The 25,044-nt window shown below is 32.3% G+C and carries 19 protein-coding genes; 8 read left to right on the top strand and 11 right to left on the bottom strand.

Annotated features, from left to right (window positions below; all coding sequences use genetic code 11):
* Both ETU08_RS02110 and ETU08_RS02105 read right to left on the bottom strand, forming a co-directional pair.
* The coding region (locus ETU08_RS02110; RefSeq protein WP_146261361.1) for a lipid-A-disaccharide synthase at positions 1–794 on the bottom strand (794 nt) is incomplete at its 3' end.
* Positions 795–954: 160 nt separating this feature from the next.
* On the bottom strand, positions 955–1,734 hold the full coding sequence (locus ETU08_RS02105) for an alpha/beta fold hydrolase (protein ID WP_146261360.1): 780 nt from the start codon (positions 1,732–1,734) through the stop codon (positions 955–957).
* Positions 1,735–1,889: 155 nt separating this feature from the next.
* Between ETU08_RS02105 and ETU08_RS02100 the strand changes: the two genes are divergently transcribed.
* Positions 1,890–3,311 carry an amino acid permease gene (locus tag ETU08_RS02100; RefSeq protein ID WP_146261359.1) on the top strand — a complete coding sequence of 474 codons (1,422 nt, stop codon included), beginning with the start codon at positions 1,890–1,892 and terminating at the stop codon, positions 3,309–3,311.
* 43 nt (positions 3,312–3,354) lie between these two features.
* Here the strand turns inward: ETU08_RS02100 and ETU08_RS11940 are convergent, their stop codons facing one another.
* Complete coding sequence (locus ETU08_RS11940) at positions 3,355–3,567, bottom strand: hypothetical protein (RefSeq protein WP_221410533.1); 213 nt, start codon at positions 3,565–3,567, stop codon at positions 3,355–3,357.
* 281 nt (positions 3,568–3,848) lie between these two features.
* Between ETU08_RS11940 and menB the strand changes: the two genes are divergently transcribed.
* Positions 3,849–4,667 carry a 1,4-dihydroxy-2-naphthoyl-CoA synthase gene (menB, locus tag ETU08_RS02090; protein WP_146261358.1) on the top strand — a complete coding sequence of 273 codons (819 nt, stop codon included), beginning with the start codon at positions 3,849–3,851 and terminating at the stop codon, positions 4,665–4,667.
* 24 nt (positions 4,668–4,691) lie between these two features.
* Entirely contained in the window at positions 4,692–5,336 is a 645-nt protein-coding gene (nfsB, locus tag ETU08_RS02085; RefSeq protein WP_146261357.1) for an oxygen-insensitive NAD(P)H nitroreductase, read from the top strand.
* 96 nt (positions 5,337–5,432) lie between these two features.
* Here nfsB and ETU08_RS02080 read toward each other — a convergent pair whose 3' ends face one another.
* Both ETU08_RS02080 and ETU08_RS02075 read right to left on the bottom strand, forming a co-directional pair.
* Positions 5,433–7,292 carry an Nramp family divalent metal transporter gene (locus ETU08_RS02080; RefSeq protein ID WP_146261356.1) on the bottom strand — a complete coding sequence of 620 codons (1,860 nt, stop codon included), beginning with the start codon at positions 7,290–7,292 and terminating at the stop codon, positions 5,433–5,435.
* Between the two features lie 48 nt (positions 7,293–7,340).
* Positions 7,341–7,679: an MGMT family protein gene (locus ETU08_RS02075; protein WP_146261355.1), complete on the bottom strand. Its 339-nt coding sequence runs from the start codon at positions 7,677–7,679 to the stop codon at positions 7,341–7,343.
* 449 nt (positions 7,680–8,128) lie between these two features.
* Between ETU08_RS02075 and nhaA the strand changes: the two genes are divergently transcribed.
* The 3 genes from nhaA (at position 8,129) to ETU08_RS02060 (ending at position 13,178) form a co-directional block, all read left to right on the top strand.
* On the top strand, positions 8,129–9,325 hold the full coding sequence (gene nhaA / locus ETU08_RS02070) for a Na+/H+ antiporter NhaA (protein WP_146261354.1): 1,197 nt from the start codon (positions 8,129–8,131) through the stop codon (positions 9,323–9,325).
* Between the two features lie 20 nt (positions 9,326–9,345).
* Positions 9,346–12,264, top strand: coding sequence for an insulinase family protein (locus ETU08_RS02065; RefSeq protein ID WP_146261353.1), 2,919 nt, complete (start codon positions 9,346–9,348; stop codon positions 12,262–12,264).
* 254 nt (positions 12,265–12,518) lie between these two features.
* Positions 12,519–13,178, top strand: coding sequence for a YggS family pyridoxal phosphate-dependent enzyme (locus tag ETU08_RS02060; RefSeq protein ID WP_146261352.1), 660 nt, complete (start codon positions 12,519–12,521; stop codon positions 13,176–13,178).
* A gap of 67 nt (positions 13,179–13,245) precedes the next feature.
* Here the strand turns inward: ETU08_RS02060 and ETU08_RS02055 are convergent, their stop codons facing one another.
* On the bottom strand, positions 13,246–14,751 hold the full coding sequence (locus tag ETU08_RS02055) for a sulfatase-like hydrolase/transferase (RefSeq protein WP_146261351.1): 1,506 nt from the start codon (positions 14,749–14,751) through the stop codon (positions 13,246–13,248).
* Between the two features lie 168 nt (positions 14,752–14,919).
* Here ETU08_RS02055 and ETU08_RS11870 point away from each other — a divergent pair, with 168 nt between their 5' ends.
* On the top strand, positions 14,920–15,096 hold the full coding sequence (locus ETU08_RS11870; protein WP_185145022.1) for a hypothetical protein: 177 nt from the start codon (positions 14,920–14,922) through the stop codon (positions 15,094–15,096).
* A gap of 510 nt (positions 15,097–15,606) precedes the next feature.
* Here ETU08_RS11870 and ETU08_RS02050 read toward each other — a convergent pair.
* The 4 genes from ETU08_RS02050 to ETU08_RS02035 all read right to left on the bottom strand — a co-directional run bounded on the left by ETU08_RS02050 (position 15,607) and on the right by ETU08_RS02035 (position 20,106).
* Positions 15,607–17,043, bottom strand: a complete 1,437-nt coding sequence (locus ETU08_RS02050; protein WP_146261350.1) for a Tle-like phospholipase domain-containing protein — start codon at positions 17,041–17,043, stop codon at positions 15,607–15,609.
* Positions 17,044–17,046: 3 nt separating this feature from the next.
* On the bottom strand, positions 17,047–17,988 hold the full coding sequence (locus ETU08_RS02045) for an ankyrin repeat domain-containing protein (RefSeq protein ID WP_146261349.1): 942 nt from the start codon (positions 17,986–17,988) through the stop codon (positions 17,047–17,049).
* 74 nt (positions 17,989–18,062) lie between these two features.
* Positions 18,063–19,010 (bottom strand): ankyrin repeat domain-containing protein, encoded by a 948-nt coding sequence (locus ETU08_RS02040; RefSeq protein WP_146261348.1) that lies wholly within the window; start codon positions 19,008–19,010, stop codon positions 18,063–18,065.
* Positions 18,964–20,106: a LysM peptidoglycan-binding domain-containing protein gene (locus ETU08_RS02035; RefSeq protein ID WP_146261347.1), complete on the bottom strand. Its 1,143-nt coding sequence runs from the start codon at positions 20,104–20,106 to the stop codon at positions 18,964–18,966. Before ETU08_RS02035 ends, ETU08_RS02040 begins: the two co-directional genes overlap by 47 nt.
* 416 nt (positions 20,107–20,522) lie before the next feature.
* Between ETU08_RS02035 and uvrA the strand changes: the two genes are divergently transcribed.
* Positions 20,523–23,336, top strand: a complete 2,814-nt coding sequence (gene uvrA, locus ETU08_RS02030) for an excinuclease ABC subunit UvrA (protein WP_185145256.1) — start codon at positions 20,523–20,525, stop codon at positions 23,334–23,336.
* A gap of 168 nt (positions 23,337–23,504) precedes the next feature.
* Here uvrA and gdhA read toward each other — a convergent pair whose 3' ends face one another.
* On the bottom strand, positions 23,505–24,848 hold the full coding sequence (gene gdhA, locus ETU08_RS02025) for an NADP-specific glutamate dehydrogenase (protein WP_146261346.1): 1,344 nt from the start codon (positions 24,846–24,848) through the stop codon (positions 23,505–23,507).
* Positions 24,849–25,044 lie beyond the last annotated feature (196 nt).

Below are 25,044 nucleotides of genomic sequence, written 5' to 3'. Positions count from 1 at the left end.
GTCGCTGTCCCTGAGGTTACTAATGCGACTTCTGATAGTTGTAGTAATTGATAGGTTTGATTCGTTATGATTTTTATTTTACTATTTATTAAATGGTTGTAAAAATCCAAATTAAATGAGGGTGCTCCTGCGATGACAAATTCATAGTCTGGAAATTCTTTTTTAATGCTAAGCATTAAAGGTAAAATTTTTTTTATTTCCTGCTTTCTGCTTCCAGGTAATAGAGCTATAATTGGTTTATTAGATAATCTATTTTCTGATCTAAATTGTTGTTCATTAATTTTAGGTATATGATTTAGAGCATCTAAAAGTGGATGACCTACAAAATCAACATTATAATTGTACATTGCATAAAAATCTTTTTCAAATGGTAGAATTACAAACATATGATCCACATACTTTTTTATTAACTTAACCCGTCCAGATTTCCAAGCCCAAAGTTGGGGTGAAATATAGTAATATGTCTTAATTCCTAGATTTTTAACAAATTTGCATAATCGTAGATTAAACCCTGGATAATCAATAAAAATAACGCAATCTGGATGAAAGTTGGAGATATCCTCTTTACAAAATTTGATATTACCTAGAATAGTTCCAATATTTTGTACAACTTCCACAAATCCCATAAATGCAAGTTGTTTGTAATGTTTTACCAATTGACCTCCTTGAGCCTTCATCAAATCTCCTCCCCAGAATCTAAATTTTGCTTCAAAGTCTAATTTTTTAATTTCTTTCATTAAGTTTGAAGCATGCAAATCACCTGAAGCTTCTCCTGCAATTAAATAGTATTTCATGGCTGTTATTTGATAAGTTATATGGGAATTTGCTAAATGTTTAAATATAATATCTAATCTATTATTCTAAATCTTTGCTTATTCTAATTAAAAAAGTTTATTTACTTGCTCATTAAATAATTTTCAAATTATTATTTAATAAGTATTATTGTTAATAACTTTAGGATTCAATAAATGAAACAACAGAATTATAAAAATCAGTTGGATTTTCTGCTTGCACCCAATGTCCCGCATTAGATATTGAAATAAATTCAGAATTAGGGAATTGTTTAATAATTTCAATTTTGTCATCCTCAAGTATATAATTGGATTTTTCTCCTGAAATAAATAAACTTGACCCGAGAAATATACCAGTTTCAATGGCTTTTGAAATTATGTGAATATAATTTTTCTCTAAACCTTTCAAGTTAAATCGAAAATCAAATGAATTATCATCCTTTCTATAAACATTTTTTACTAAGAACTGAACAATGGCCTTATTATCAATTTCTTTAGAAAGCATATTTTCAACATCTTTTCGATCTCTTACATTAGAAAAATCTATAGTATTTAATGCTTCAAAAATTTTGACATGATGTGGCTCATAGGCTTTGGGAGCCATATCTACAACAATTAGTTTATGAACCAAATTAGGTTTCTCTATTGAAAAAGACATGACAGCTCTCCCTCCTAAAGAATGACCTAGAAGAATAGGTTTATTTAAGTTATAAAAATCTATATAATCTGCAATATCTTCAACCATAGATTCATAACTCATTTCATCAGAATGAAAACTTTTTCCATGATTTCTTAAATCAATTAAATGAGTATCATAATTTTCTCCAAATTTTTTTCCTAAACTTCCCCAATTATCAAGTAAACCAAACAAACCATGGAATATTAAAAGGGATGGTTTGTTTTTGTTTTCGTATATTTTAGAATGTAAGATTTGTTTATTCATTTTTAATGCTTTTATACAAAAGTAAATAATTATTAATTCAGCTTAGAGAGGTATATGCGAATTAATAAATATTTTATAATTATTTTTTTCTAGAAAAATTAATTTTATCATACTTTTACATGCTAATCTCATTAAAAAGTGAATTAAATTATAAAATGAATCAACCAGGCAAAAAGTTACAGAGAAACCTAACAAATAGACATATACAATTAATAGCTATTGGTGGAGCTATAGGGACAGGATTATTCATGGGCTCAGGTAAAACGATTAGTTTAGCAGGACCCTCAATATTATTGGTTTATGCAATCATAGGGTTTGTATTATTTTTCGTTATGCGCGCAATGGGGGAATTATTATTATCGAATCTTCAATACAAATCATTTGTAGATTTTGTAACAGATTTGTTAGGTCCTACTGCTGGATTCTTTATGGGTTGGACTTATTGGTTCTGTTGGATAGTTACTGGGAGTGCAGATTTAATTGCTATTTCAGGATATATTGAATATTTATTTCCTGGAGCTGTTGATCCATGGGTACCCGCATTCATTTGTATACTTATTTTTCTATGTCTAAATTTATTAACTGTAAAACTTTTTGGTGAAGCAGAATTCTGGTTTTCAATTATAAAAATTTTAGCAATCGTAGCTCTAGTTATTATTGGCGCTGTTTTCATCATCTATAAATTTAAGACACCCGTAGGTATTGTTGCATCTTTAAGTAATATATGGAGCGATGGAGGATTCTTTCCTACTGGATTCGCGGGTTTTGTAGCTGGATTTCAGATTGCGGTTTTTGCTTTTGTAGGTGTTGAATTGGTAGGTACTACTGCTGCTGAAACTAAAGATCCTGAAAAAACTCTTCCTAAGGCGATCAATGCAATACCTGTACGTGTAATATTTTTTTATGTATTGGCTTTGGCTGTTATAATGTCTGTAATGCCATGGAGAATGATAAATCCTAATGCTAGTCCATTTATAGTATTATTTAATTTCGCAGGAATTGCTGCTGCTTTTAGTATTACGTATTTTGTGGTTTTGACCTCCGCAGCATCTTCAGCAAATAGTGGTATTTTTTCAACAAGTAGAATGCTTTACGGTTTAGCTCTAAGTCAAAAGGCTCCTACCATTTTTAAAAAACTCTCTAAAGTTTCAGTACCCGCATATGGTCTTTTATTTTCATGCCTTTGTTTACTACCGGCAGTTATTTTATTATACTTTGGGAATGAAAATATCATGCTTGCATTTACTTTAGTAAGTACAGCTTCAACAATTTTGTTTGTTTTTGTATGGTCAATGATTTTGATCTCCTATATAGTATATAGATCGAAAAGGAAAGAATTACACAAAAAATCTAAATTCAAAGTCCCAGGTGGATTATTTTCTGTTTACGGAGCTTTAACGTTCTTTGTTCTTCTTATTATAGCTCTTTGGTTTAAAGATGATACTAGGCAAGCATTAATCTTTACACCCGTATGGTTTATTATTCTCGCTGTTGGGCATTTTCTAATCCCTAGCAAAGTTAGAAAGCAGTGGTTAAATGACAGGTTTGATTTAAATGAGAATGATTCATTTAAGTAATTACAAGCAGTAAAAGATTGATTATATAAATAGTTAAATAGATTTAAATTTTTTTATTATCGGAAATAGATTTATTTAATTCATCCAGTCGATTATTCAATTTTTTGATAGTGTCTAATAATTCTCTATGATTTCTTCTAGAAATTTGAGAACTATTATGAGCACTTACTCCACTACCCGCAGCAATGGAAGCACCCAATGCACTAATAACATTAGTATAATTTCCAAAAATTAATTGAGCATTGTCGGAGGGCATAAAATCTTTCCAAGACGGTATTATAATGCATAGGAGAGCGAAGATTACTAGGTAAAAAAGTAAGAATAAATAAATAAAAATAGAAAGTTTACTAGAAAGCCAATCAGGTATTTTTCTAAAGAAATTATTTATATAGTTCATTTTTTTTATTATAAAAATAAAAAAAATAAACATCGGAAAAAATTTTTAACGAAATTTTAAATAGTGCTTTAAAGGAACACTTTAGTAAGCATAACTCTTAAAAATTTTTAACTTTGGATGTTTAAAAACAAAAAAATAATATGGCTAGAAATTGGAAAACTATAAAAGAATATTCAGATATATTGTTTCAATATTGGGAAGGGATTGCAAAAATTACAATCAATAGACCTCAAGTATACAACGCATTTAGACCGGAGACCAATTTTCAAATGTTAGAAGCCATGGACTATTGCCGTGAACATTCAGAAATTGATGTTATTATTTTAACGGGTGCAGGAGACAAAGCGTTTTGTAGTGGAGGTGATCAAAACGTAAAAGGTGTGGGAGGATATATGGGTGAGGACGGCATTCCTAGATTAAATGTGTTGGATTTACATAAAAAAATCAGAGAGATACCTAAGCCAGTTATTGCAATGGTTAACGGCTATGCAATTGGAGGAGGACATGTGCTTCATGTAGTATGCGACCTAACTATAGCTTCTGAAAATGCTAAGTTTGGACAAACCGGACCAAAAGTTGGAAGTTTTGATGGTGGATTCGGTTCCTCCTATTTAGCCAGAAGTGTGGGGCAGAAAAAAGCAAGAGAAATTTGGTTTTTGTGTCAACAATATACCGCCCATGAAGCAATGGAAATGGGTATGGTAAATAAAGTGGTTCCTTTTTCTGAATTGGAAGATGCCACCATTGAATGGTGCCAAATCATGCAAGAGAGAAGCCCATTGGCTTTAAGGATGATTAAGCGGTGCTTAAATGCTGAATTAGATGGTCAACATGGTCTGATGCAGTTGGCAGGCGATGCTACTTTAATGTATTATTTAATGGATGAAGCACAAGAAGGGAAAAATGCTTTTCTGGAAAAACGTAAGCCAGATTTCAAAAAATTCCCTAAGTTTCCTTAATTGTTAATATAAAACTTAATTAAAATGGATATAGCAGAAATATCAAAAAAAAGATTTACTACCAAACATTATAATAAGGAAAAGAAAATTTCTTCGCAAGACATTCAAAAACTTTATGAAGTATTAAAAAATGCACCATCTTCAGTTAATTCCCAACCTTGGCATTTTATTATTGCTGAGTCTGATGATGCGAAGAAAAAAATATTACCAGCGATTTTAGAATTTAATCATGCAAGGATAGAAGGAGCTTCACATGTAGTTATTTTTTGTGCTAAATTAAGGTTTACGGAAGAACGATTCCAGGAATTAATTGAGAAAGAAGATAATGATCATAGATTTTCAAGTGAAGAACTAAAAAAACAGAACGATGAGGGAAGGAGATATTTTGTTGGTTTAAATAATACTTCTGAAGAAAAATTGGTGAATTGGGAAAGTAAGCAAATTTACATTGCATTAGGTCAATTACTTTTAGCCGCCGCTAGTTTAAAAATTGATTCTACTCCTATTGAAGGCTTCATACCTGAAAAATTAGATGAAATACTTAATTTAAAGGAAAAAGGTTTAACAAGTGTAGTAATTGCAAGTTTAGGATATCATGATGAAAATGATTATAACGCTTCTCTACCTAAATCTAGATTGCCAGAAGATAAGTTATTTACCTTCTTATAAAAAGAAGGTTTCTATAATTGAGTATGTTCTTTTAAAGATAAAGAAATTTAAAAAAGGGATTAAATATTTAATCCCTTTTTTAATAAAATTATTTCATTATACTATTAAAATAGGTATATCAATCTTAGAATGTATTTTTGTAGAAGTTGTTCCAAATATAAGGTTGATTAAGCCCTTGTGTCCATGTTTAGCAATTAACAAAATTTCAATTTGATTTTCTTCAGTTAAGTTGCGAAGATTAACTGCAGGCAGTCCATATCCTAATTTTGTTTCAATATTTTCATATCCTTCTTTCTCTAAAAAACGCTTATAAGAATCAAGTTTTTCATGATCAAATTTTGTTTCAAAATCATCTGCAATTTTCCCGTAGTAGTTAGCCGAAGCACTTTCAGTAATATGTATTAAAATAACACGAGTAGTTTTATCTGAGACCAATGAAAGATAATTAAGCACTCTAGCATCATTCTTTGAGAAATCTAAAGCAATCCCAACCGTATTAAAATTTTTAATTTGTAAAAGTTTATTTTTAACTAAATTATCGTGAATATTAAACTTTAATTTTCTTGCTCTTACTAACCAAGGATAAATAATTATATTGAGTAAAAAAAGTAGTAAAGAAAAAGAAATACAGCCTAAAAATATTTTAATTCCTAAGGAAATTTCAGGGTTTTTAAATATCAATATTTCCTCGTCGTAGACCAGTTTAATATTTAATATTACAATAATTATACATACTAACCATGAAAGAATTTTTATAGGAAGTTTAATGGCAAATTTTCCCATTTTTTCTTTATCACTTACAAAATGTATTAAAGGAATAACGGCAAACCCCAATTGCATGCTAAGTAAAACCTGACTAAAAATAAGCATTTCATCAACAGAATTGTCTCCTAAAATGCTAATCACAATAACTGCTGGAATTATAGCAAGCATACGGGTCAATAATCTTCGAAGAGCTGGATTCATACGGAAATGTAAATATCCTTCCATTACAATCTGCCCAGCCAAGGTGCCTGTGACTGTAGAGCTTTGTCCGGCTGCGATTAAAGCTATGGCAAATAAAAATGGAGCCATTGGACCTAAGATATTAGAAAGCATTCTATAAGCATCATGTAAACCAGCGATATCATGCAATCCTGCCTTATAAAAGGTAGCAGCTGCTAATATTAAAATTGAAGCATTAACAAAAAAAGCTAAATTTAAAGCAATAAGGCTATCAAAAAAATTATATTTGATGGCTCTTTTTACAGATTGAAAATCTCTTTTTATTTTTCTTGTTTGAACAAGTGCTGAATGTAAATATAAATTATGAGGCATTACAGTTGCACCTATAATTCCTATAGCTATATAAAGAGCTTCGTTATTAGGTAAAGAGGGTTTAAATCCCTGTACAACTTCTCCCAATTCTGGTTTTGCTAAAAACATTTCAACCAAAAAACATCCGCCAATGATACTTACTAAAGCTATAATAAAAGCTTCCATTTTACGCATACCAAACCTTTGTAAAACAAGAAGTAAAAATGTGTCTAAGGCGGCTATCCATACTCCCCAAATTAGATCTAAGCCGAATAAAAGTTGTAGTCCTATTGCCATTCCTAACACCTCAGCCAGATCAGTGGCAGCTATAGCAATTTCAGCAAAAGCATATAGAATGTAATTCATCCACTTGGGGTAATATTCTCGATTGGTTTGCGCTAAATCTAATCCACGAACAATTCCTAAACGAGCACTTAAAGACTGTAGAAGTAAAGCCATTAAGTTGCTCATTAATAATACCCATATCAAGGCATATCCAAATTTACTACCTCCTGCAATATCCGTCGCCCAGTTACCAGGATCTAAATATCCTACAGCAACTAAATAAGCCGGGCCAAAAAATGCAAAAATACGTCTCCACCTTTTAGGGCTATCCGTATTAATAGATTCATGTACTTCTTGTAAAGATTTTTTGTTCAATTGTTAGGTCTTTCTAACTGCTAAATTAGGTAAATTAAGTTATAAATATTAAATTGATGATAAATTTTTATTATCAAGTGATTTTGGGTCCCATAAATGATTTTTAAAATTAACAATTTGATCGTTTTCTATTTCCAATCCCTCGTTTTCAAGAAGTTCCTTCATTAAAGATGGAGTTGCAAAATGGTGCTTCCCTGTAAGTAAGCCTTTTCGATTTACTACTCGATGGGCAGGTATGTTTAATTGATGAGAATGACTCATAGCGTATCCTACCATTCGAGCGGAACTTTTAACTCCGATGTATTCACCAATTAGCCCATAAGTAGTAACTTTTCCGTAAGGAATTTTTGAAACTATTTTATAAACTTTTTCGTAAAATTCTTTCATTTTCGAATTTAGGGACTAAATATTGAAGGTTTTTAATTTATTAAAAAAGCTAGATTTTGTGTTAAAATAATAAATATTTATCTATATATAAGGAAATATTTATTATAAACGTATTTTGTAATATTCTTTGCATCAGTAATTTAAAAGCATTTAAGCTATATTAAGTTTAAAAACATTTTTACAATTATAGAATTTTTTTTTAAATAAACGATTTTTATTTATATTGTCCAAAGAAGAAACTAAGACTTCAAACATAAACCAAAAAATGAGAAATTAATATTTTACTTTTTTAAAAAAATCATTGAATTTTTCTAAGTTTTTAGAAAGTGAAATAAATAAATGACTTTGTTATACATCTAGCAAAGTCATTTTTCATGAATAATCAATAGCTATAGTTAATTCATAAGTTTTTTAAATTGTAATTTTGTTGAAATAAACCCATAAAAAACATGAAGAGGATTAATAAGTTATTTAATGATTTTTTAGAAGATGAAAAAACGGCTGGAATCATTTTGATTATATGCACCATAATATCATTAATTATAGCCAATTCTATTTTTCAAAATAGCTATTTAGAATTTTGGAAAACGCCAATTCGACTGCAATTCGGAGATTTTAATTTTTTTAATCATCATGGAGAGCCTTTAAGTTTAGATACTTTTATTAACGATGCTTTAATGACGGTATTTTTTCTTATGGTAGGATTAGAGCTAGCTCGAGAAATTTATATTGGCGAATTATCAAATGTTAAGCAAGCACTTTTGCCAATTATGGCTGCTTTAGGCGGAATTTTAATACCTGCCGGAATTTATGCTTACTTCAATTATAATACAGAAACAGCCTCAGGTACTGGTATTCCTATGGCTACGGATATAGCATTTGCATTAGGAGTTTTATCACTTTTAGGAAAAAGAATACCACTTGCCTTACGCGTGTTCTTAACGGCATTGGCAGTCATTGACGATTTAGGAGCCATTATAGTTATTGCTCTTTTCTATACTCAAGATCTATCCATGTTTTCCTTGGGAACAGCCTTGGGGATATGGGCGATTTTATTAATTTTAAATTTATTAAAAGTAAAGTCTTTAATACCCTACATAATAGGAGGAATAATCATGTGGTATTTTATGTTAAATTCCGGAGTTCATGCAACAATTACCGGAGTTTTACTAGCCTTTGTTATTCCCTTTGGAGACGGAGGTAAAAACACAAAGTCCTATCAATTACTTTCGGCGTTGCATCATCCTGTTAGCTTTTTAATATTACCAGTATTTGCCTTAGCCAATACTGCAATAGTTATAGATTCAGGTTTTCCAGAACTATTTTCTCAACCCTATACTTTAGGTATTTTTCTGGGTTTAGTGGTGGGTAAACCTTTAGGTATATTTTTATTTACTTTTATAGCCTGCAAGTCTAAACTGTGCGTCTTACCTTCACAAATAGGTTGGAAGCAATTAATGGGGGTAGGCTTCCTAGGCGGTATTGGCTTTACCATGTCTATATTTATAACATTGCTAGCGTTTGATCCTGTAATGCATTACGATTATATAAACAATGCCAAATTTATGATATTGATAAGTTCTCTTTGTGCGGCGATTTTAGGATTTACTTATTTAAACTTTATATATAGGAAAAAGAATATTTGAATAAATTTTTCAAAAATTTAATGAGAAAATTTTTCTTACCAATTATTTTAAACCTTTTTACGATGACTGATGCTCAACCTTATAATACTGAAATTAAGACGGATATAAATGGATACAAATATGAAACGGTAATTCAAGATCCATCACAAACAAGGATTTATACATTAAAAAATGGGTTGAAAGTGTATTTGGCTCAAAATATTGATGAACCCAAAATACAAACTTTTATAGCTGTACGTACAGGATCTGCAAATGATCCTTCCGACCAGACCGGACTAGCTCACTATCTAGAGCATATGATGTTTAAAGGAACTTCTAAAATCGGAACTTTAAATTGGGAAGAAGAATCTAAATTATTATCACAAATTTCAGATCTTTATGAAGCTCATAAAGTTGAATCAGACCCAGATAAGAAAATTCAAATTTATTCCAAAATTGATGCCTTATCTCAAGAGGCTTCTCAATATGCTGTCGCTAATGAATACGACCAACTTTTGTCTCAGATTGGTGCTTCGGGAACAAATGCTCATACTTGGTTAGATGAAACCATTTATAAAAACGTGATTCCATCCAATGAATTGGAACGATGGCTACTTGTGGAAAAAGAACGCTTTTCTACTTTAGTTTTACGGTTATTTCACACAGAATTAGAAACGGTGTATGAAGAATTTAATCGAGCTCAGGATAACGATGCGCGCTTAGTAAATTATCAGTTGATGGATGCCTTGTTTCCAAATCATCCTTATGGACAACAAACGACCTTGGGCACATCAGAACATTTAAAAAATCCTTCTATGAAGGCAATACATAGTTATTTTGAAAATTATTATGTTCCCAATAATATGGCAATGGTATTGGTTGGGGATTTAGATTTTGAAAATGCCATTCAATGGATAGATCAAAATTTTGGAAATTTTAAATATAGAGAGTTACCGGTTTTTAATAAAATTATTGAGAAACCACTTACATCTGTAGTTAAAAGAACTGTAAAAAGCCCCTCCTCCGAAAAGCTACAACTAGCTTTTAGAACGCAAGGAGCTAATAGTGAAGATCTTTTGAAAGTAAAAATGGTTGATATGATATTAAACAACTCAGGAGCAGGGTTAATTGATATTAACATTAATCAAAAACAAAAAGCACAAGGAGCAGGTTCATATACTTCTTTTTTTAATGATTATGGAATGCATATCTTATTCGGGGCACCCAGAGAAGGACAAGATTTAAAACAAATTGAAAAACTTCTTTTAGATCAAATAGAAGAAGTAAAAAAAGGAAATTTTCCCGATTGGTTAATTCCTGCTATTGTAAACAATTTTAAAACACAAAGAATTCAAAACTGGGATACAGCAAGTGGGCTAGCAACACAAATGTATACTTCTTTTATACAAAAAAAGTCTTGGGAATCCATTCTTAAAGAATTTGATGAACTGGATAAAATTACTAAACCATCTATTGTTGAATTTGCCAATAAATTCTATAAAGACAATTATGTAGTTGTTTATAAAGAAACAGGAACGAATGATCATTTAATACGTGTTGAAAGTCCTAGAATTACACCTATAACCATTAATCGTAAAGCTCATTCTATTTTCTATAAAGAATTTATACAAATTCCAGAGAAAGAAATTGAACCTCAATTTGTAGATTATAAAGATAGCATTCATTTTGATAAGATAAATGCCACGCCATTCTCTTTTATTAAAAATAAGAATAATGCCTTAGGAAGACTTTATTATATTTTTGATTTTGGTTTAGATCATAATCAAGAGTTAGGATTAGCTTTAGGGTACTTAAATGTTATTGGTACCAACCAATACAAAAAATCGGAACTTGAACAAGAATTTTATAAGATGGGAGTTAAATACTCGCTTCAGGTTCAAAATGAAAAAATTGTTTTATCTCTTCATGGGTTAGAAGAAAACTTGCCCCAAGGGATACGGTTAGTTGAACATCTATTAAAAAATCCTCAAGTAGATGATAAAGCCTATCATGATTATGTACAAACAATTTTAAAAGCTAGAAAAGATGCACAAAGGAATAAACAATATATTTTTAATGCTTTAACGCAATACGCGAAGTACGGGCAAAACAATCGAATTAAAAATATAATTAAAGAAGAAGAACTTCGTAATAAAAATCCAGAAGACTTAATTCAAATTATAAAAGGGTTAACTACATATAAACATGAAATTTTTTATTTTGGACCCAATGAAGAGCCAATAAAAAAAGCAATAATTGAAAATCATAATACCTTAGGGAAGAACATATACACCCAATCTTTAAACTATGAGAAACTAGTTTCGGATGGAACTATTTATTTTACCCCTTATGATATGGTGCAAACGGAAGTTTTAGCACAATCTAAAGGAGAAATATTTGATGTATCTAAAATTTCTTTTGCCTATATATTTAGCGAATACTTTGGAAGTGGCTTATCCTCAATTGTTTTTCAAGAAATTAGAGAAAGTAAGTCGTTAGCCTATTCAGCATATGCTTTCTATTCCATAGCCGCTGATCAGCATAAACATGATGCAGTTTCTCTTTATCTAGGTACCCAAGCTGAAAAATTACCTTTAGCAATGGAAACCATGTATAAGTTGATGAATGATATGCCAGAAATAGAGGAACAATTTGAAAATGCAAAAAAAAGTGCTTTAAAACAAATAGCCTCTCAAAGGATTACCAAAATGAATCTTTTTTGGTCTTACCTTTCAGCAAAAAAGAAAGGGTTGGATGATGATATAAGAAAAAAAGTTTATAGTGAAGTTCAAGCCATAGCTTTAAATGATTTAAAAAATTTCTTTAATAAAAATATAAAGAATAAAAAGTATAATGTTGCTTTAATGGGCAATAGTGATATCATAGATTGGAAAGAAATTAAAAAATTTGGAAATGTGGTAGAACTTTCAACGAGTGATTTGTTTTCTCCTACTAACTAAGTGAAATCCTATCTTAGCTTTCTAAATTTAGATAACTTAAATGAAAGAACAATTAAAATCTTTAAAAGATTAAATATAACAGTAGAACTCGTAATCGGAGATTGTTAGGTATTTTCATGGAGAAATTGTTATGATATAGTTATAATGATTTTATGTACTAAATAAGTATTAGTAATGTATTGGCTTTTAAATGAAAAACAAATGATCTTTTTAACTTTTTAGTTATTTTTGTCTTTAGATTATGGGAAAAAGGAATGAATGAATCAATAAGATTAACAGATACGTTAAATACACTTACTGAAAATGTAAGCTTAGTAGCAGTTTCAAAAACTAGATCGATTGAAGAAATTGCAGGTATGTATAAGGCTGGACAGAAAGATTTTGGAGAAAATAAAGTTCAAGAAATGATGCAAAAAGAAGAGGCTTTACCCAAAGATATTCGTTGGCATCAGATCGGACATTTACAAAAAAATAAGGTTAAATATATAGCACCATTTGTACATTTAATTCATTCGGTGGATAGCGAAGAACTACTACATATTGTTGAAAAAGAAGCTATTAAAAATGACCGAATACTGTCTATACTTTTGCAAGTAAAAATAGCTCAAGAGGAAACAAAATATGGACTTACTTTTAATGAAGCCTTGCAAATTTTAACTCAAAAAAAACTTGAAGCTTTTCCTCATGTAAATATTATAGGGCTTATGGGAATGGCTTCTTTTACAGATAATATCCAGCAGATTACCGAGGAATTCCTTTCATTAAATAGTTTTTTTATAAAACATCAAAAAGAATTTGAGTTACAAACCTTATCTATGGGAATGTCTAATGATTACCCAATAGCTATACAATGCGGGAGTAACATGGTAAGAATTGGAACAAAATTATTTGGAGCTAGAGATTATAATAAATAATCAAAATAAAGTTCATAAATCTATAATGATTCATATAATTAAGTTCGGATAATTTTTGTTCATAAAATTAATTATTCCAAAAATGATTAAAAGTATCTGAATTTTTGCTTAGTTCATTGTTCAAACTGTCTTTACCCATTTTTTCTAATAAAGTTTGATCATTACCAAAGAGTGAACGTCCTAATCCTAAGCCTGGGGCATCAATTTTACCGCCAATACTTTCAATAATCGTAGGGAACCAATCAAAAGTAGTAAAATTTCTATTTTTCATATGTTTAGGTTGAACTACGGAATTAATGATACAATTATAGGGAAAGCGCTGATTTAAATCATAACTTTTATAAAAATTATCCATAGAAAGATGATCTCCCAAGATGATAATAGTCGTATTTTTAAAAAAAGATTGGGATTTCAACCATTCAATAAATTCATACAGTTGTTTGCTTGAATTTGCATTAACATTTGCATATTGGTTGTCAAATTTAATATCTGCATTAGGATCTAAATAACCATTAGGGAAATGAGTGTCCATAGTATTCATAACAAAAGCAAAAGGTCTTTGGTCTTTAGATAAATCGGTTAATTCCTGTTTAGCAAAATTGAATAATTTAGCATCCTCTATTCCCCACCAGACCAAGTAATCTTTATGAATTAGCCCATTTTCCTTAAAGTAATTATAATCTTTAATTTGAAATTTTCCATGGCTTTGGAAAAAAGTTTTTAAACCTGAAAACTTGGAATCCGAACCCTCCATCAGTATATTATTGTATCCCTCTTTTTCAAGAATATCCCCTAAAGTTAAGGCATTAGGCAAAAAAACTTTATACCTTTCCATGTCATTTTCTTTTTTATTGGAAAGCTTTAAAGGAATGCCACTTGTAGAGGCTACTACAGCTGCCATAGTCCAACCCGTAAATGAAACCTGAACACTTCCACCTACATGATCGGACTGGCTGAAATTAATATTATCCTTAGCCAATTTTGTAAGTTCTGGAATTATATTTTGATTAAACAAACCTCCTTCTTCTTTAGATTGCATGGTGGTCTCCATGGATTCTAAGTAAATAACTATAAGGTTGTTAGGTTTTTCAGGGAAAGTAATTTTAATTTTTTTGGGATTAATATATTCTTGATCGTACAAGGCTGTTTTTTCAAAAAAATAACCATACACATTGTAAGATTTAAATTTTTGGTATACCAAATAAGAAGATAGTAAAATTAAGAAGATGGTAAATATAAATAAGTATTTCCTAAAAAGTTGAATTGGATATATTTGAATTCTAAACTTAATTTTAGTAAAAAGTTTAATATACAAGAATAAACTTTCATTTTTAGAAAAATCCATAGATAATACTATGAAACATAAAGTTATTATTGAGGCAGGTAGTAAGGTTAAAAGAATTAAATTCGTTTTATAATCAAACGTTGGGTTGTTATCCGGTATATTAATATGAAATAAAATTTGCTCAAAAGTAGCATGGGCAAAATTACTGTTAAGCCATAGTAGGATAAAGAAGATTGTAATGGATAAAAATATTAAGATAAATAATATTATTTTTTTGGAAAATTTCATTTTTTATTCTTTTTATACACTAAAAAGGTTTTAACATATGTTTTAAAAATAAAGGACAAAAAGGATAAAATAAATGCGTATACCAAGGTAGTGACTAAATAAGATAAACTAAAAAACATACTATGATAATTATCTAGCTGTACCTGTAATATGTCGCTATCGAAAACTATGATCATAGATAACCATACGAATAGATTGATGGCAAGCATAAATAGTAAACTCTTTTTAAGAAATGTGAAAGGAGAACTTTTTTGTTTAGTGAAAAAATCAAATATACTTGTAGCAAAAATAGCAGGAAGTAAAAAAATTATTATTTCAATCATGATTAGATCAAGTAAATTATAAAAAATAAATATAGGTTCTAATTGAGAATATTATTCTCTAAACAGAACCTCTGTTTAGAGAATAATGAACGCGAAATTAATGAAATTAATAATATTAAATTTTTAATGAAATCGACAAATATTGATTAATAGTTGTTATTTTATATTTATAGTATAATTATTCATATTATTTATTTTCTTATATTTAAAAAAATTGAATTTTATTTAATTATTTAAATAAAATAGCTCGAATAGTAAAAGGATACAAATAAATTTATAATTGGTTATTAAACATGCATGCAAATTATGTAGAAACTGATTGTAGTTTAGATGAGGTAAAAAAATTAAATAAAATTAATTTTTTAAATTTCCTTATTCTTATAGGAATAATAAATGGATACAAGAGAAAAAAGATCGTTTTATGCTTCATAGGCTAGAGTAAAGAAAGAGAAGCTTTATCAACAAAGGGCATTACAATTAGTGAATTTATGTAAGTATTTATATATTTTACCCTTGGGGGAATCCCAAGGGCTTAATTTTTAAGAAGAGCTTTCACCGGTTTACCGCCCCCCATTTTAGCAAACATTTTTTCCATAGCGACAATTAAAGGTTCCATGGCGTGCATAGCATCGCTATCGCTTTGGGGAACTACAATGCGTTGAACACCTTCTTGGCGAGGCATTCCTCCCGTAGCCAGCCCCCATATTCCAGAAGCAGACAAAAGAGTTCCCAGCAATCCCCCTCCAAGGAGGCCGGCAACCGTTCCAGTCGTTCCCCCCACATTTGCCCCTACCAAGGTACCACTCCCTATGATCGAAGGATTTAAGCTAGGCAGTGTAGATACCGCACCCAAAGAACCCCCAACCACGGTACCGGTAGCCCCGCCCGCTACACCGCCCAAGACAGGCATAACCGCTGGTGCACCCAATACCGCCCCTGAAAGCACCATTTCCCTTTGGTCCTGCAAGGTGTTTAAAATATCCCGAGTACCTATATAAGCCTGTATATGTTCCGTATTTTTCTCCACACCATTTCTTTGGTAGCTAGAATTATGCACGGCCGCCGCATTGTAAGTATAGGTTTCGTAGCCGGTAGCTGCTCCGGCTATGGTGGCAAGCCCACCTCCCAAAGAATGCCCCGTAATGCTTACCTCTCCGAGAATTCCTCCTGAATTTTTTGCATCTTTTACCTTTTGTGCTAGCTCTACAGCAGCGTCGTATTGATCGGAACGGATACCCATTGCCTGCAAATAATCTTCTTTTAAATCTGCAGTTTTGGAAGGTTCCGTGCCTCGGTAAGCAATGACCACATTGCCCTCCCTGTCTTCATACAAAGCAGCATAAAATCCGTTGTCAGCATTCTGATTTAATAAATCTTTCCAATCCTTACCTAAAATGTCTTTTGCACGATCTTCGTTTACGGGTGTAAATCCATCGATAACCTTATTATCTTCGGGATTTTGAAAGTCAACATCTTCATAGGAAGCGGCAGCCATGCGGGCATGGGTCAATGCCTTATGCATTTGGGGCAAAACAATATGTACCACCCCTCCCATTTTGCATTGCAGGGTGGCTTTCTCCAACAAAGCTCGTCTACCGGAAATTTTTACCTTGGGGTGCACCGAAGACCACTGAGACGATTGGCAAAGGGTGGAACACAAACTGGGGAGAAGTTGGGAAGACAATTGGTTTCCCAAAAAACCACCCACAAACCTACCGGCATAATAACCCACAAAAGCCCCCAACGGACCGCCCAATGCTCCCATGGCTCCGCTTATCCAGCCCACTAAGGAAGAAGTGCCTCCCACCATTTTTTGGCAGTAAAAATTATCCTGAAACCGATCTTCTTCGGTGGCTTTTAGCTTTTGGTTTATAAAAACCGTTTTTTGGGAGCTTACCTTTATTTGGGAATTTTTTTTCCCTTCCAAACAGGTGGTTATAGCTCCGTGGGGGACATACAGTTGGCTCATTGCTTAGTCGTTTAAGGGTTTTCCGAAAATAGTTTTACCTGCTTTTAAGTATTGAACTTCTTTTTGATTATATTCTTCATCTCCTTTCATTAAAGGCAAATTACGTATACTTTCAGGTACTTCTTCGTATCTTTGTATTTCGTTAATCATTCCTTGCCTTCTTTGCAACTGTACGGGAAAGCGAATGCCGTATTCTTTTTCCAAACGTTTTTTAATGTTTTCTAAAGTTTCTCTGGCTTGCTTTGTTCTTCCAGGTTCTTTTAATTCTTCTTGAATATAATAAGCCAAACTAAAACCTAACCGATTCACCGAGCGAGGATCTGCCCCTTGGTCTAAAAAATAATTAATTAGTTCAAAATGTCTACCAGTAAAGGCAATTTGGGCAGCGTTATCAATGCTTCCATATTCCAAAAAATTAGCATCGGCCCCGTATTTCATAAGCAAGTCAATATATTCTTGGCTATTTTTATGAGCCATAGCTACATTAAGCGGTAGTAATCCTATCGGAGTATTAGCGTTAGCTCCCTTTTCCAGCAATACCCGGGTTAAAGACATATTTCCTCGGGCAACAACAAAGGAAATATTAGTAATTTTTCTCGGATATTTAGAACCATCACTAACATCTAAAGTAACTAGGTTAGGATCTGCCCCCAATTCCAAAAGTTTTTTTACCACAGAAACGTCTTCCATTAAACAGGCATAGTACAAAGGCGTAAAACCACTTTTAGAGCTCCAAGTGTTTAGGTCTATCTGGTTATCATGAACCAGTTTTTCAATCTCACGGGCTTTCCCCTGGTAAATCGCTTCTGCCAAAGGCAGCAGAGATTTCTCAAAACAAAATTCCGGCGTGTATTTCTTACGATTTTTACTTTTAATCGGGTCTAAACAAGAAGTTAAAAAAGCCATAGATATCAGTAGTACTAAAATTATTTTTATTCTTTTCATCTTTTAAAAGTCTAAAATTCTCTAAACCAAGAACTCAAAATTAAAATTTTATCTTATTATTAAGAGAATTTATTTTAACTTTCTAAGGGTCTGCCTGAAATTGTCTTGCCTGCTGCTAAAGAATCCTTTACACGTATAATATATTTATTGCTACTTTCCATTAAAGGTAGTTTTCGTATATATTCAGGGATTTTCTCATATTGATTTATTTCATTGATCATTCCTTGTCTTCTTTGCAACTGTACGGGAAAGCGAATGCCGTATTCTTTTTCCAAGCGTTTTTTAATGTTTTCTAAAGTTTCTCTAGCTTCCTTTGTTCTTCCGGGTTCTTCTAACTCTTCCTGTACCAATAAAGCTAAACTATAACCTAACCGATTCACCGATCGAGGATCTGCCCCCTGATCTAAAAAATAATTAATTAGTTCAAAATGTCTACCAGTAAAGGCAATTTGGGCAGCGTTATCAATGCTACCCGCTTCCAAAAAATTAGCATCGGCGCCGTATTTCATAAGCAAGTCAATATATTCTTGGCTATTTTTATGAGCCATAGCATAGTTAAGAGGCAATATGTCTATAGGATTATTTGGATTAGCACCTTTTTCCAGTAATAATCGGGTCAAAGACATATTCCCTCGGGCGACAACAAAAGTAAGGCATAGTTCTGTTCTAGGATATTTTTTATCTTTAATTATATCAAATGAAACTAAATTAGGATCTGCCCCTAAATCCAAAAGTTTTTTTACCACAGAAACGTCTTCTAGTAAACAGGCATAGTATAAAGGGGTAAAACCACTTTTAGAGCTCCAAGTATTTAGGTCTATCTGGTTATCATGAACCAGTTTTTCAATCTCACGGGCATTCCCCTGGTAAATCGCTTCTGCCAAAGGCAGTAAAGGTTCCTCAAAACAAAATTCCGGCGTGTATTTCTTACGATTTTTACTTTTAATCGGGTCTAAACAAGAGAGCAGAAATAAACTACTCATCAAACAAAAAAGGACTAGGAGGTAATTTTTTCTTTTCATGAAGTACTATTTCTTCTTGAGGTTCAAATGCATCGTTGGGAGTTTCACCCTCTTCTTGATCTATACGGTTAATTTTGTATTGCAGAGTATAAAAAAGCTGTTTACTCATCTGCTCCTTAGCATAAACTACGGCACGGTTTAAAGTTCCACTGTCTTTATCGTAAAAATACTTTCCTTCCAACGAGAAATGAGGAAGAAAAGGATCTTCCAGCATTAAGGAATAAGCCTTTTCGTATCTTTCCTTAAAAAGCTCCCAGTGGGAACTAGGACTTTTGGAAGTTAGTAAAATTTCAATCTCTTCCGCTTGCTCCTTGCTGGTGTAGCTAAGTGTGTAGGGAATTAAAAGCTCCGGGAAAATTAAAGAATTCACTAGAAATTCTTTGTTTATAACACGGGGGCTATTGACCGGAAAAACCAAAGGTTTTTTAGGGCAAAACAAAACTTGATAAAGCATATTTTGCTTTATATAAGGAGTTATACGTTTAAAGGCTTGGTTGTATTCTTCAATTAAAACTTTAGCAAAATCGTCTTGCAATTCTGCCGACTTTAATTCTTCAAATTTAATAGCTTCCCATTTCTCAAAAATTTCTTTTTTGTTTAATACTTCTCCCAGCGTACCGTCTGTTAGAAGAGAAACCATCAAATGATCCGAAGATTTATTGATTTGCTGTACCAAGTCAATTAAAGCTTTTAAAGGGCTGCTACATTTTATTACTTGAACCTCCTGCACAAGAATTTCTGCCCTTTGGGCATGTAAATCCTCAGAAATTTTCCAGAGATTCATCGTTTGATTTTCAGACATCAACTCATTTTTAAGAAAAAAAGAATTCTCAATTTCAATTTTATAAGAATTGTTTTTTCCTAAAGAAAAATTAGTATTTAAACTTTTTTCTAACTTTTCTTGATAGGTCAGTTGTCCTTCTGGTAGAAGTATTTCTTTTAAATGACGAGGCAATTTGTCGGTACCCGGCAGTAAATCCTCCAAAGGACAATATTGGTTATGGTATTGCCTGAGTTCGTCACAAGAAATTCCGAATTTTAAAGCCACCTTATGTAAAGTGTCCCCTTTTTGAACTTTATATTTATAATTAGACATAAAAACAAAATCAACAAACGCAAATGTATAAAACATTTATGAATTATATACGAATGTATCTAAATAAACATTTGTTTTATTTTATTCGTATGACATGAACGGAAATTAAGCAAGTCGACGAATGAAAGATTAAAAAAATATTTTTTTATATAGTTTGTAGTAATGTTGGCACAGTTTTTTATAATATATTTGTAGCAAGTATAAATTTTTTTTTAAAACTACCTTTTAATAAGCAAGGGAAATTAAAAACCTGTTTGTTATAGAAACTGATAAGTCCTTTCCATATATGGGGAGGACTTATATTTTAGTTTTATTCCTAATGAACTAAAGGATGTATACGCTAAATTATTTATTTTTGTACTTATCCTACTTCTGGTAAGCAGGTAAAAAATTTTTGTTAATTAATTCATACAGATTTGAATACCCAGACCTCTTCTCTAAAAACCAATCAAGATTCAGAAGACATTTTAATAAAAAATGCACATCTTCACAATCTTAAAAATATAAATGTATCCATACCTAAAAATAAGCTAACAGTAATAACCGGCGTATCCGGAAGTGGAAAATCTACATTGGCTTTTGATACTCTGTATGCCGAGGGGCAAAGGCGGTATGTGGAAAGTTTAAGTTCTTACGCACGGCAATTCTTAGGGAAATTAGAAAAACCTCAGGTAGATGATATCGTAGGGCTTGCACCCGCTATAGCCATTCAGCAAAAAGTAATTTCAGACAACCCTCGCTCTACCGTAGGAACAACTACAGAAATTTACGATTATCTGCGCTTACTTTTCTCCCGAGTAGGTAAAACCTATTCACCCATCTCCGGCAAGGAAGTAAAAAAAGATGAAGTAAGCGATGTGGTTCGTTATGTAGAAAGTTTGCCCGAAGGGGGGAAATATCTTTTGCTTTCTCCTCTGGAGGTACAAGGAAAAGATTTTTCCGAGCTATTAAAATTATTAAAAGGGCAAGGCTATGTACGATTAGAAATTGGCGGAAAGGTTGTAACTATGGAAGATCTGGAAAGTTTTGGGTTTACGCCGGAGCCGGAAGTGGATATTCTATTAGTGGTTGAAAGATTTTCTGTAGAACATAACGAAGAAGCACTTCAACGATTTGCAGACAGCGTGCAAATTGCTTTTTATGAAGGCAAAGGAGATTGCTTTATAAAAAATACGGAAACAGGGGTTACACAAAAATTTTCAAATGCTTTTGAGCTAGACGGGATGCAGTTTTTAGAACCCACCATCCATTTTTTTAGTTTCAATAATCCCTATGGAGCTTGCCCTACCTGCGAGGGCTATGGTAGAGTTTTAGGAATAGACGAAGAATTAGTAATTCCCAATAAAAATTTATCCATTTACGAAGATGCTGTATTTGCCTGGAAGGGAGAAAAGATGAGTGAATGGAAAGAACATTTCATTAAAGAGACAGCACAAGCAAAATTTCCAATTCATAAGCCATATTTTGAACTGACTTCTGAACAGAAAAAATTGTTATGGAGAGGAAACGGCTCTAAAAAATTTCCTTGTTTGGACAATTTTTTTAAAATGTTGGAAGAAAATACGTACAAAATACAGTACCGGGTCATGCTATCTCGCTATAGAGGGAAAACCACCTGCCCGGATTGTAACGGCAAGAGGTTAAGACCCGAAACCTATTTTGTAAAAATAGATGAATCCTCGATCAATGACTGGATAGACTTACCGCTGGATCAACTCTCTGAAAGAATAAAACAGTTAAAGCTAAGTGATTATCAAAAACAAATAGCCAAGCGTCTCTTATTTGAAATTAATAGCCGTATATCATTTCTTTTAGATGTAGGTTTAGGATATCTTACTTTAAATAGAGCTTCCAATACCTTGTCCGGAGGAGAATCTCAAAGAATTAATTTAGCAACGTCCTTAGGAAGTAGCTTGGTAGGTTCTATCTATATTTTAGATGAACCCAGCATAGGTTTGCATGGGAGAGATACCGATCGTTTAATATCGGTCTTAAAAAAACTACGGGATTTAGGGAATACCGTGGTAGTTGTGGAACATGACGAAGATATTATGAAAACGGCGGACTATTTAGTAGATATTGGTCCTAATGCTGGTACATTAGGCGGGGAAGTCGTTTTTGCGGGAACGTATAAACAAATGATGAAGAAGCAAACGCTAACTTCGGACTATTTAAACGGAGCAAAGAAAATTGAAGTTCCTAAAACTCGAAGAAAAACCAAAGAATATATTGAAATTACGGGAGCAAGGCAAAACAATTTAAAGGGAATAGATGTTAAGCTTCCCATGTATTGTTTAACAGTGGTTACAGGAGTTAGTGGTTCCGGTAAAAGTACTTTGATGAAGGGCATTGTAGCTCCAGCGCTCCAGCGTAAGTTAGGAATTAGTGGAGATAGACCGGGGGCTTTTTCAGAATTGAAAGGAAATTGGAAAGAGATTGAACATTTAGAATTGGTCGATCAAAACCCGATCGGCAAATCCTCTCGTTCCAATCCAGCCACATATGTAAAAGCTTTTGATGATATTCGTGATTTATTCGCCAAACAAAAGCTAAGTAAACTAAATGACTATAAGCCGAAACATTTTTCATTTAATGTAGAAGGCGGGAGGTGTGAAACCTGCCAAGGGGAAGGAAGGATAAAAGTTGAAATGCAGTTTATGGCAGACATAGAGCTGGAATGTGAAAGTTGCCACGGGAAAAGGTTTAAACAGGAAATATTGGAAGTAACCTTTGAGGGTAAAAATATTGCTGATATTTTAGAAATGACAGTAGAAGAAAGCATCCAATTTTTTAATACTCATAAACAAGCCAAAATTGTAAATAAATTACAACCATTGGAAGAGGTTGGCTTAGGGTATCTACAACTGGGGCAATCTTCAGGAACCTTATCGGGTGGAGAGGCACAACGAATAAAATTAGCTTCTTTCCTTATTAAAGGAAATACTACCAATAAAACATTGTTTATATTTGATGAACCAAGTACGGGTCTGCATTTTGATGATATTAATAAACTTTTAAAATCGTTTTATGCACTTATAGAAAAAGGGCATAGCGTAATGGTAATTGAACATCATCCGGATATTATTAAATGCGCGGATTATTTGGTAGATATAGGTCCGGAAGCAGGAGTCCATGGAGGTGAAGTTATTTTTACTGGAACCCCGGAAGAAATAATAAAATGTAAAAAATCTTATACCGGCAAATACTTAAAAGAGAAGCTTTCAGTTTAACCCATTATATATAGCGCTAAATTTAATAAAATAGCCATTACTATTTTATTAAAAGTTTTCTAAAAACCGTTTCATGAATTTGATAAAAAGAATTAAGTAGTAATGGAATATGAATAACTAAAAAAAGGAACTTTTAAATTCCTTTTTTTAGTTTGAAAATTTTAAAATTTATATCACTCCTTGAGCGATCATTGCATCAGCAACTTTTATAAATCCAGCAATGTTTGCTCCTTTTACGTAATTAATAGAACCATCTTCTTCTAATCCGTATTTTCTACAATTGTCATGGATTCCAGTCATAATTTCTTTTAATTTTTTATCTACCTCTTCGCTGCTCCAATGCATACGCATCGCATTTTGGCTCATTTCTAATCCAGAAGTAGCCACTCCTCCGGCATTAGAAGCTTTTCCTGGAGAATACAGAATTTTATTTGAAATGAATTCATGCACAGCCTCTAAAGTACAAGGCATATTGGCGGCTTCTGTTATACAGATAACTCCATTAGCAATTAACAGTTTTGCATCTTCTAAATCTAATTCGTTTTGGGTAGCTGCCGGTATAGCAATATCACCTTTTTGCTCCCAAGGTCGTTTGCCTGCATAAAAGGCAGCAGAAGGATACTTATGTAAGTAATCTTTAACTTCATCGTTTCCACTCATTCTCATTTCTAATAAATATTCAACCTTTTCTTCCGTAATTCCATCTTGATCATAAATATAACCATCAGGGCCGGAAATTGTAACGACTTTTCCACCCAATTGATTTACTTTTTTTATAACTCCCCAAGCGACATTTCCAAAGCCAGAGACCAATACGGTTTTACCCGCAATTTTTTCATCAATGGTTTCCAGCATTTTTTCACAGAAATACACAACACCATATCCCGTTGCTTCTGGACGAATTAGTGAACCTCCGTAAGAAAGACCTTTTCCTGTCAATACCCCAGTAAACTCATTTTGCAAACGTTTGTATTGTCCGAATAAAAAGCCGATTTCACGAGTTCCCACACCAATATCTCCGGCAGGCACATCAGTTTCAGCTCCGATATGCTTGCTCAGCTCAGTCATAAAAGATTGACAAAATCTCATTATTTCATTTTCAGATTTTCCTTTAGGATCAAAGTCAGCCCCTCCTTTTCCTCCACCCATTGGTAATGTGGTTAAAGAATTTTTAAAAACTTGTTCAAAGGCTAAAAATTTCATGGTACTTAAATTTACAGAAGGATGAAAACGGAGTCCACCTTTGTAAGGACCGATGGCTGAATTCATTTGAACTCTGAATCCTCGATTTACTTGTATATGTCCACGATCATCTACCCAAGGGACACGGAATATAATTGACCGTTCAGGCTCAGTCATTCTCATCAGAATATTTTTGTTATTATATCTGGGTTGTTCAGAAATAAAAGGGATAATTGTTTCCGCAAATTCTTTAACCGCTTGTAAAAATTCAGGTTCATGAGGGTTTTTCATTTCAACCACCTTCATAAACTCATTTAAATCTTGTTTCATAAAATTTATAATTAGGTTTTAGTCTTTTTTTAGCCATAAAAAGCTATGGACAATGTAAACATTCTAAGGTATAGAAACAACAGATAAGAGAGAAATTTATAAATATAGATGATTATGAGGAAGTTAGTATGAATTGAAATGTTTGAAAAATTCAACGGATGGATAAATAAACTTAGGGAATATCTATATTAAACGT

It is taken from the genome of Apibacter muscae, assembly GCF_007845635.1.
GTDB classification, from domain to species: domain Bacteria; phylum Bacteroidota; class Bacteroidia; order Flavobacteriales; family Weeksellaceae; genus Apibacter; species Apibacter muscae.
Note: the sequence above shows the minus strand (reverse complement) of the source record. Positions and strands in the feature narration are given on the sequence as shown.

Bases quoted from the DNA above. Each gene is read 5' to 3' on its own strand.
- ETU08_RS11940 (WP_221410533.1), bottom strand. From the start codon at position 3,567: ATGCCCTCCGACAATGCTCAATTAATTTTTGGAAATTATACTAATGTT.
- nhaA (WP_146261354.1), top strand. From the start codon at position 8,129: ATGAAGAGGATTAATAAGTTATTTAATGATTTTTTAGAAGATGAAAAA.
- ETU08_RS02035 (WP_146261347.1), bottom strand. From the start codon at position 20,106: ATGTCTAATTATAAATATAAAGTTCAAAAAGGGGACACTTTACATAAG.
- nfsB (WP_146261357.1), top strand. From the start codon at position 4,692: ATGGATATAGCAGAAATATCAAAAAAAAGATTTACTACCAAACATTAT.
- menB (WP_146261358.1), top strand. From the start codon at position 3,849: ATGGCTAGAAATTGGAAAACTATAAAAGAATATTCAGATATATTGTTT.
- ETU08_RS02040 (WP_146261348.1), bottom strand. From the start codon at position 19,010: ATGAAAAGAAAAAATTACCTCCTAGTCCTTTTTTGTTTGATGAGTAGT.
- ETU08_RS02060 (WP_146261352.1), top strand. From the start codon at position 12,519: ATGAATGAATCAATAAGATTAACAGATACGTTAAATACACTTACTGAA.
- ETU08_RS11870 (WP_185145022.1), top strand. From the start codon at position 14,920: ATGATCATAGATAACCATACGAATAGATTGATGGCAAGCATAAATAGT.
- gdhA (WP_146261346.1), bottom strand. From the start codon at position 24,848: ATGAAACAAGATTTAAATGAGTTTATGAAGGTGGTTGAAATGAAAAAC.
- ETU08_RS02050 (WP_146261350.1), bottom strand. From the start codon at position 17,043: ATGAGCCAACTGTATGTCCCCCACGGAGCTATAACCACCTGTTTGGAA.
- ETU08_RS02100 (WP_146261359.1), top strand. From the start codon at position 1,890: ATGAATCAACCAGGCAAAAAGTTACAGAGAAACCTAACAAATAGACAT.
- ETU08_RS02065 (WP_146261353.1), top strand. From the start codon at position 9,346: ATGAGAAAATTTTTCTTACCAATTATTTTAAACCTTTTTACGATGACT.
- ETU08_RS02055 (WP_146261351.1), bottom strand. From the start codon at position 14,751: ATGAAATTTTCCAAAAAAATAATATTATTTATCTTAATATTTTTATCC.
- ETU08_RS02045 (WP_146261349.1), bottom strand. From the start codon at position 17,988: ATGAAAAGAATAAAAATAATTTTAGTACTACTGATATCTATGGCTTTT.
- ETU08_RS02075 (WP_146261355.1), bottom strand. From the start codon at position 7,679: ATGAAAGAATTTTACGAAAAAGTTTATAAAATAGTTTCAAAAATTCCT.
- ETU08_RS02105 (WP_146261360.1), bottom strand. From the start codon at position 1,734: ATGAATAAACAAATCTTACATTCTAAAATATACGAAAACAAAAACAAA.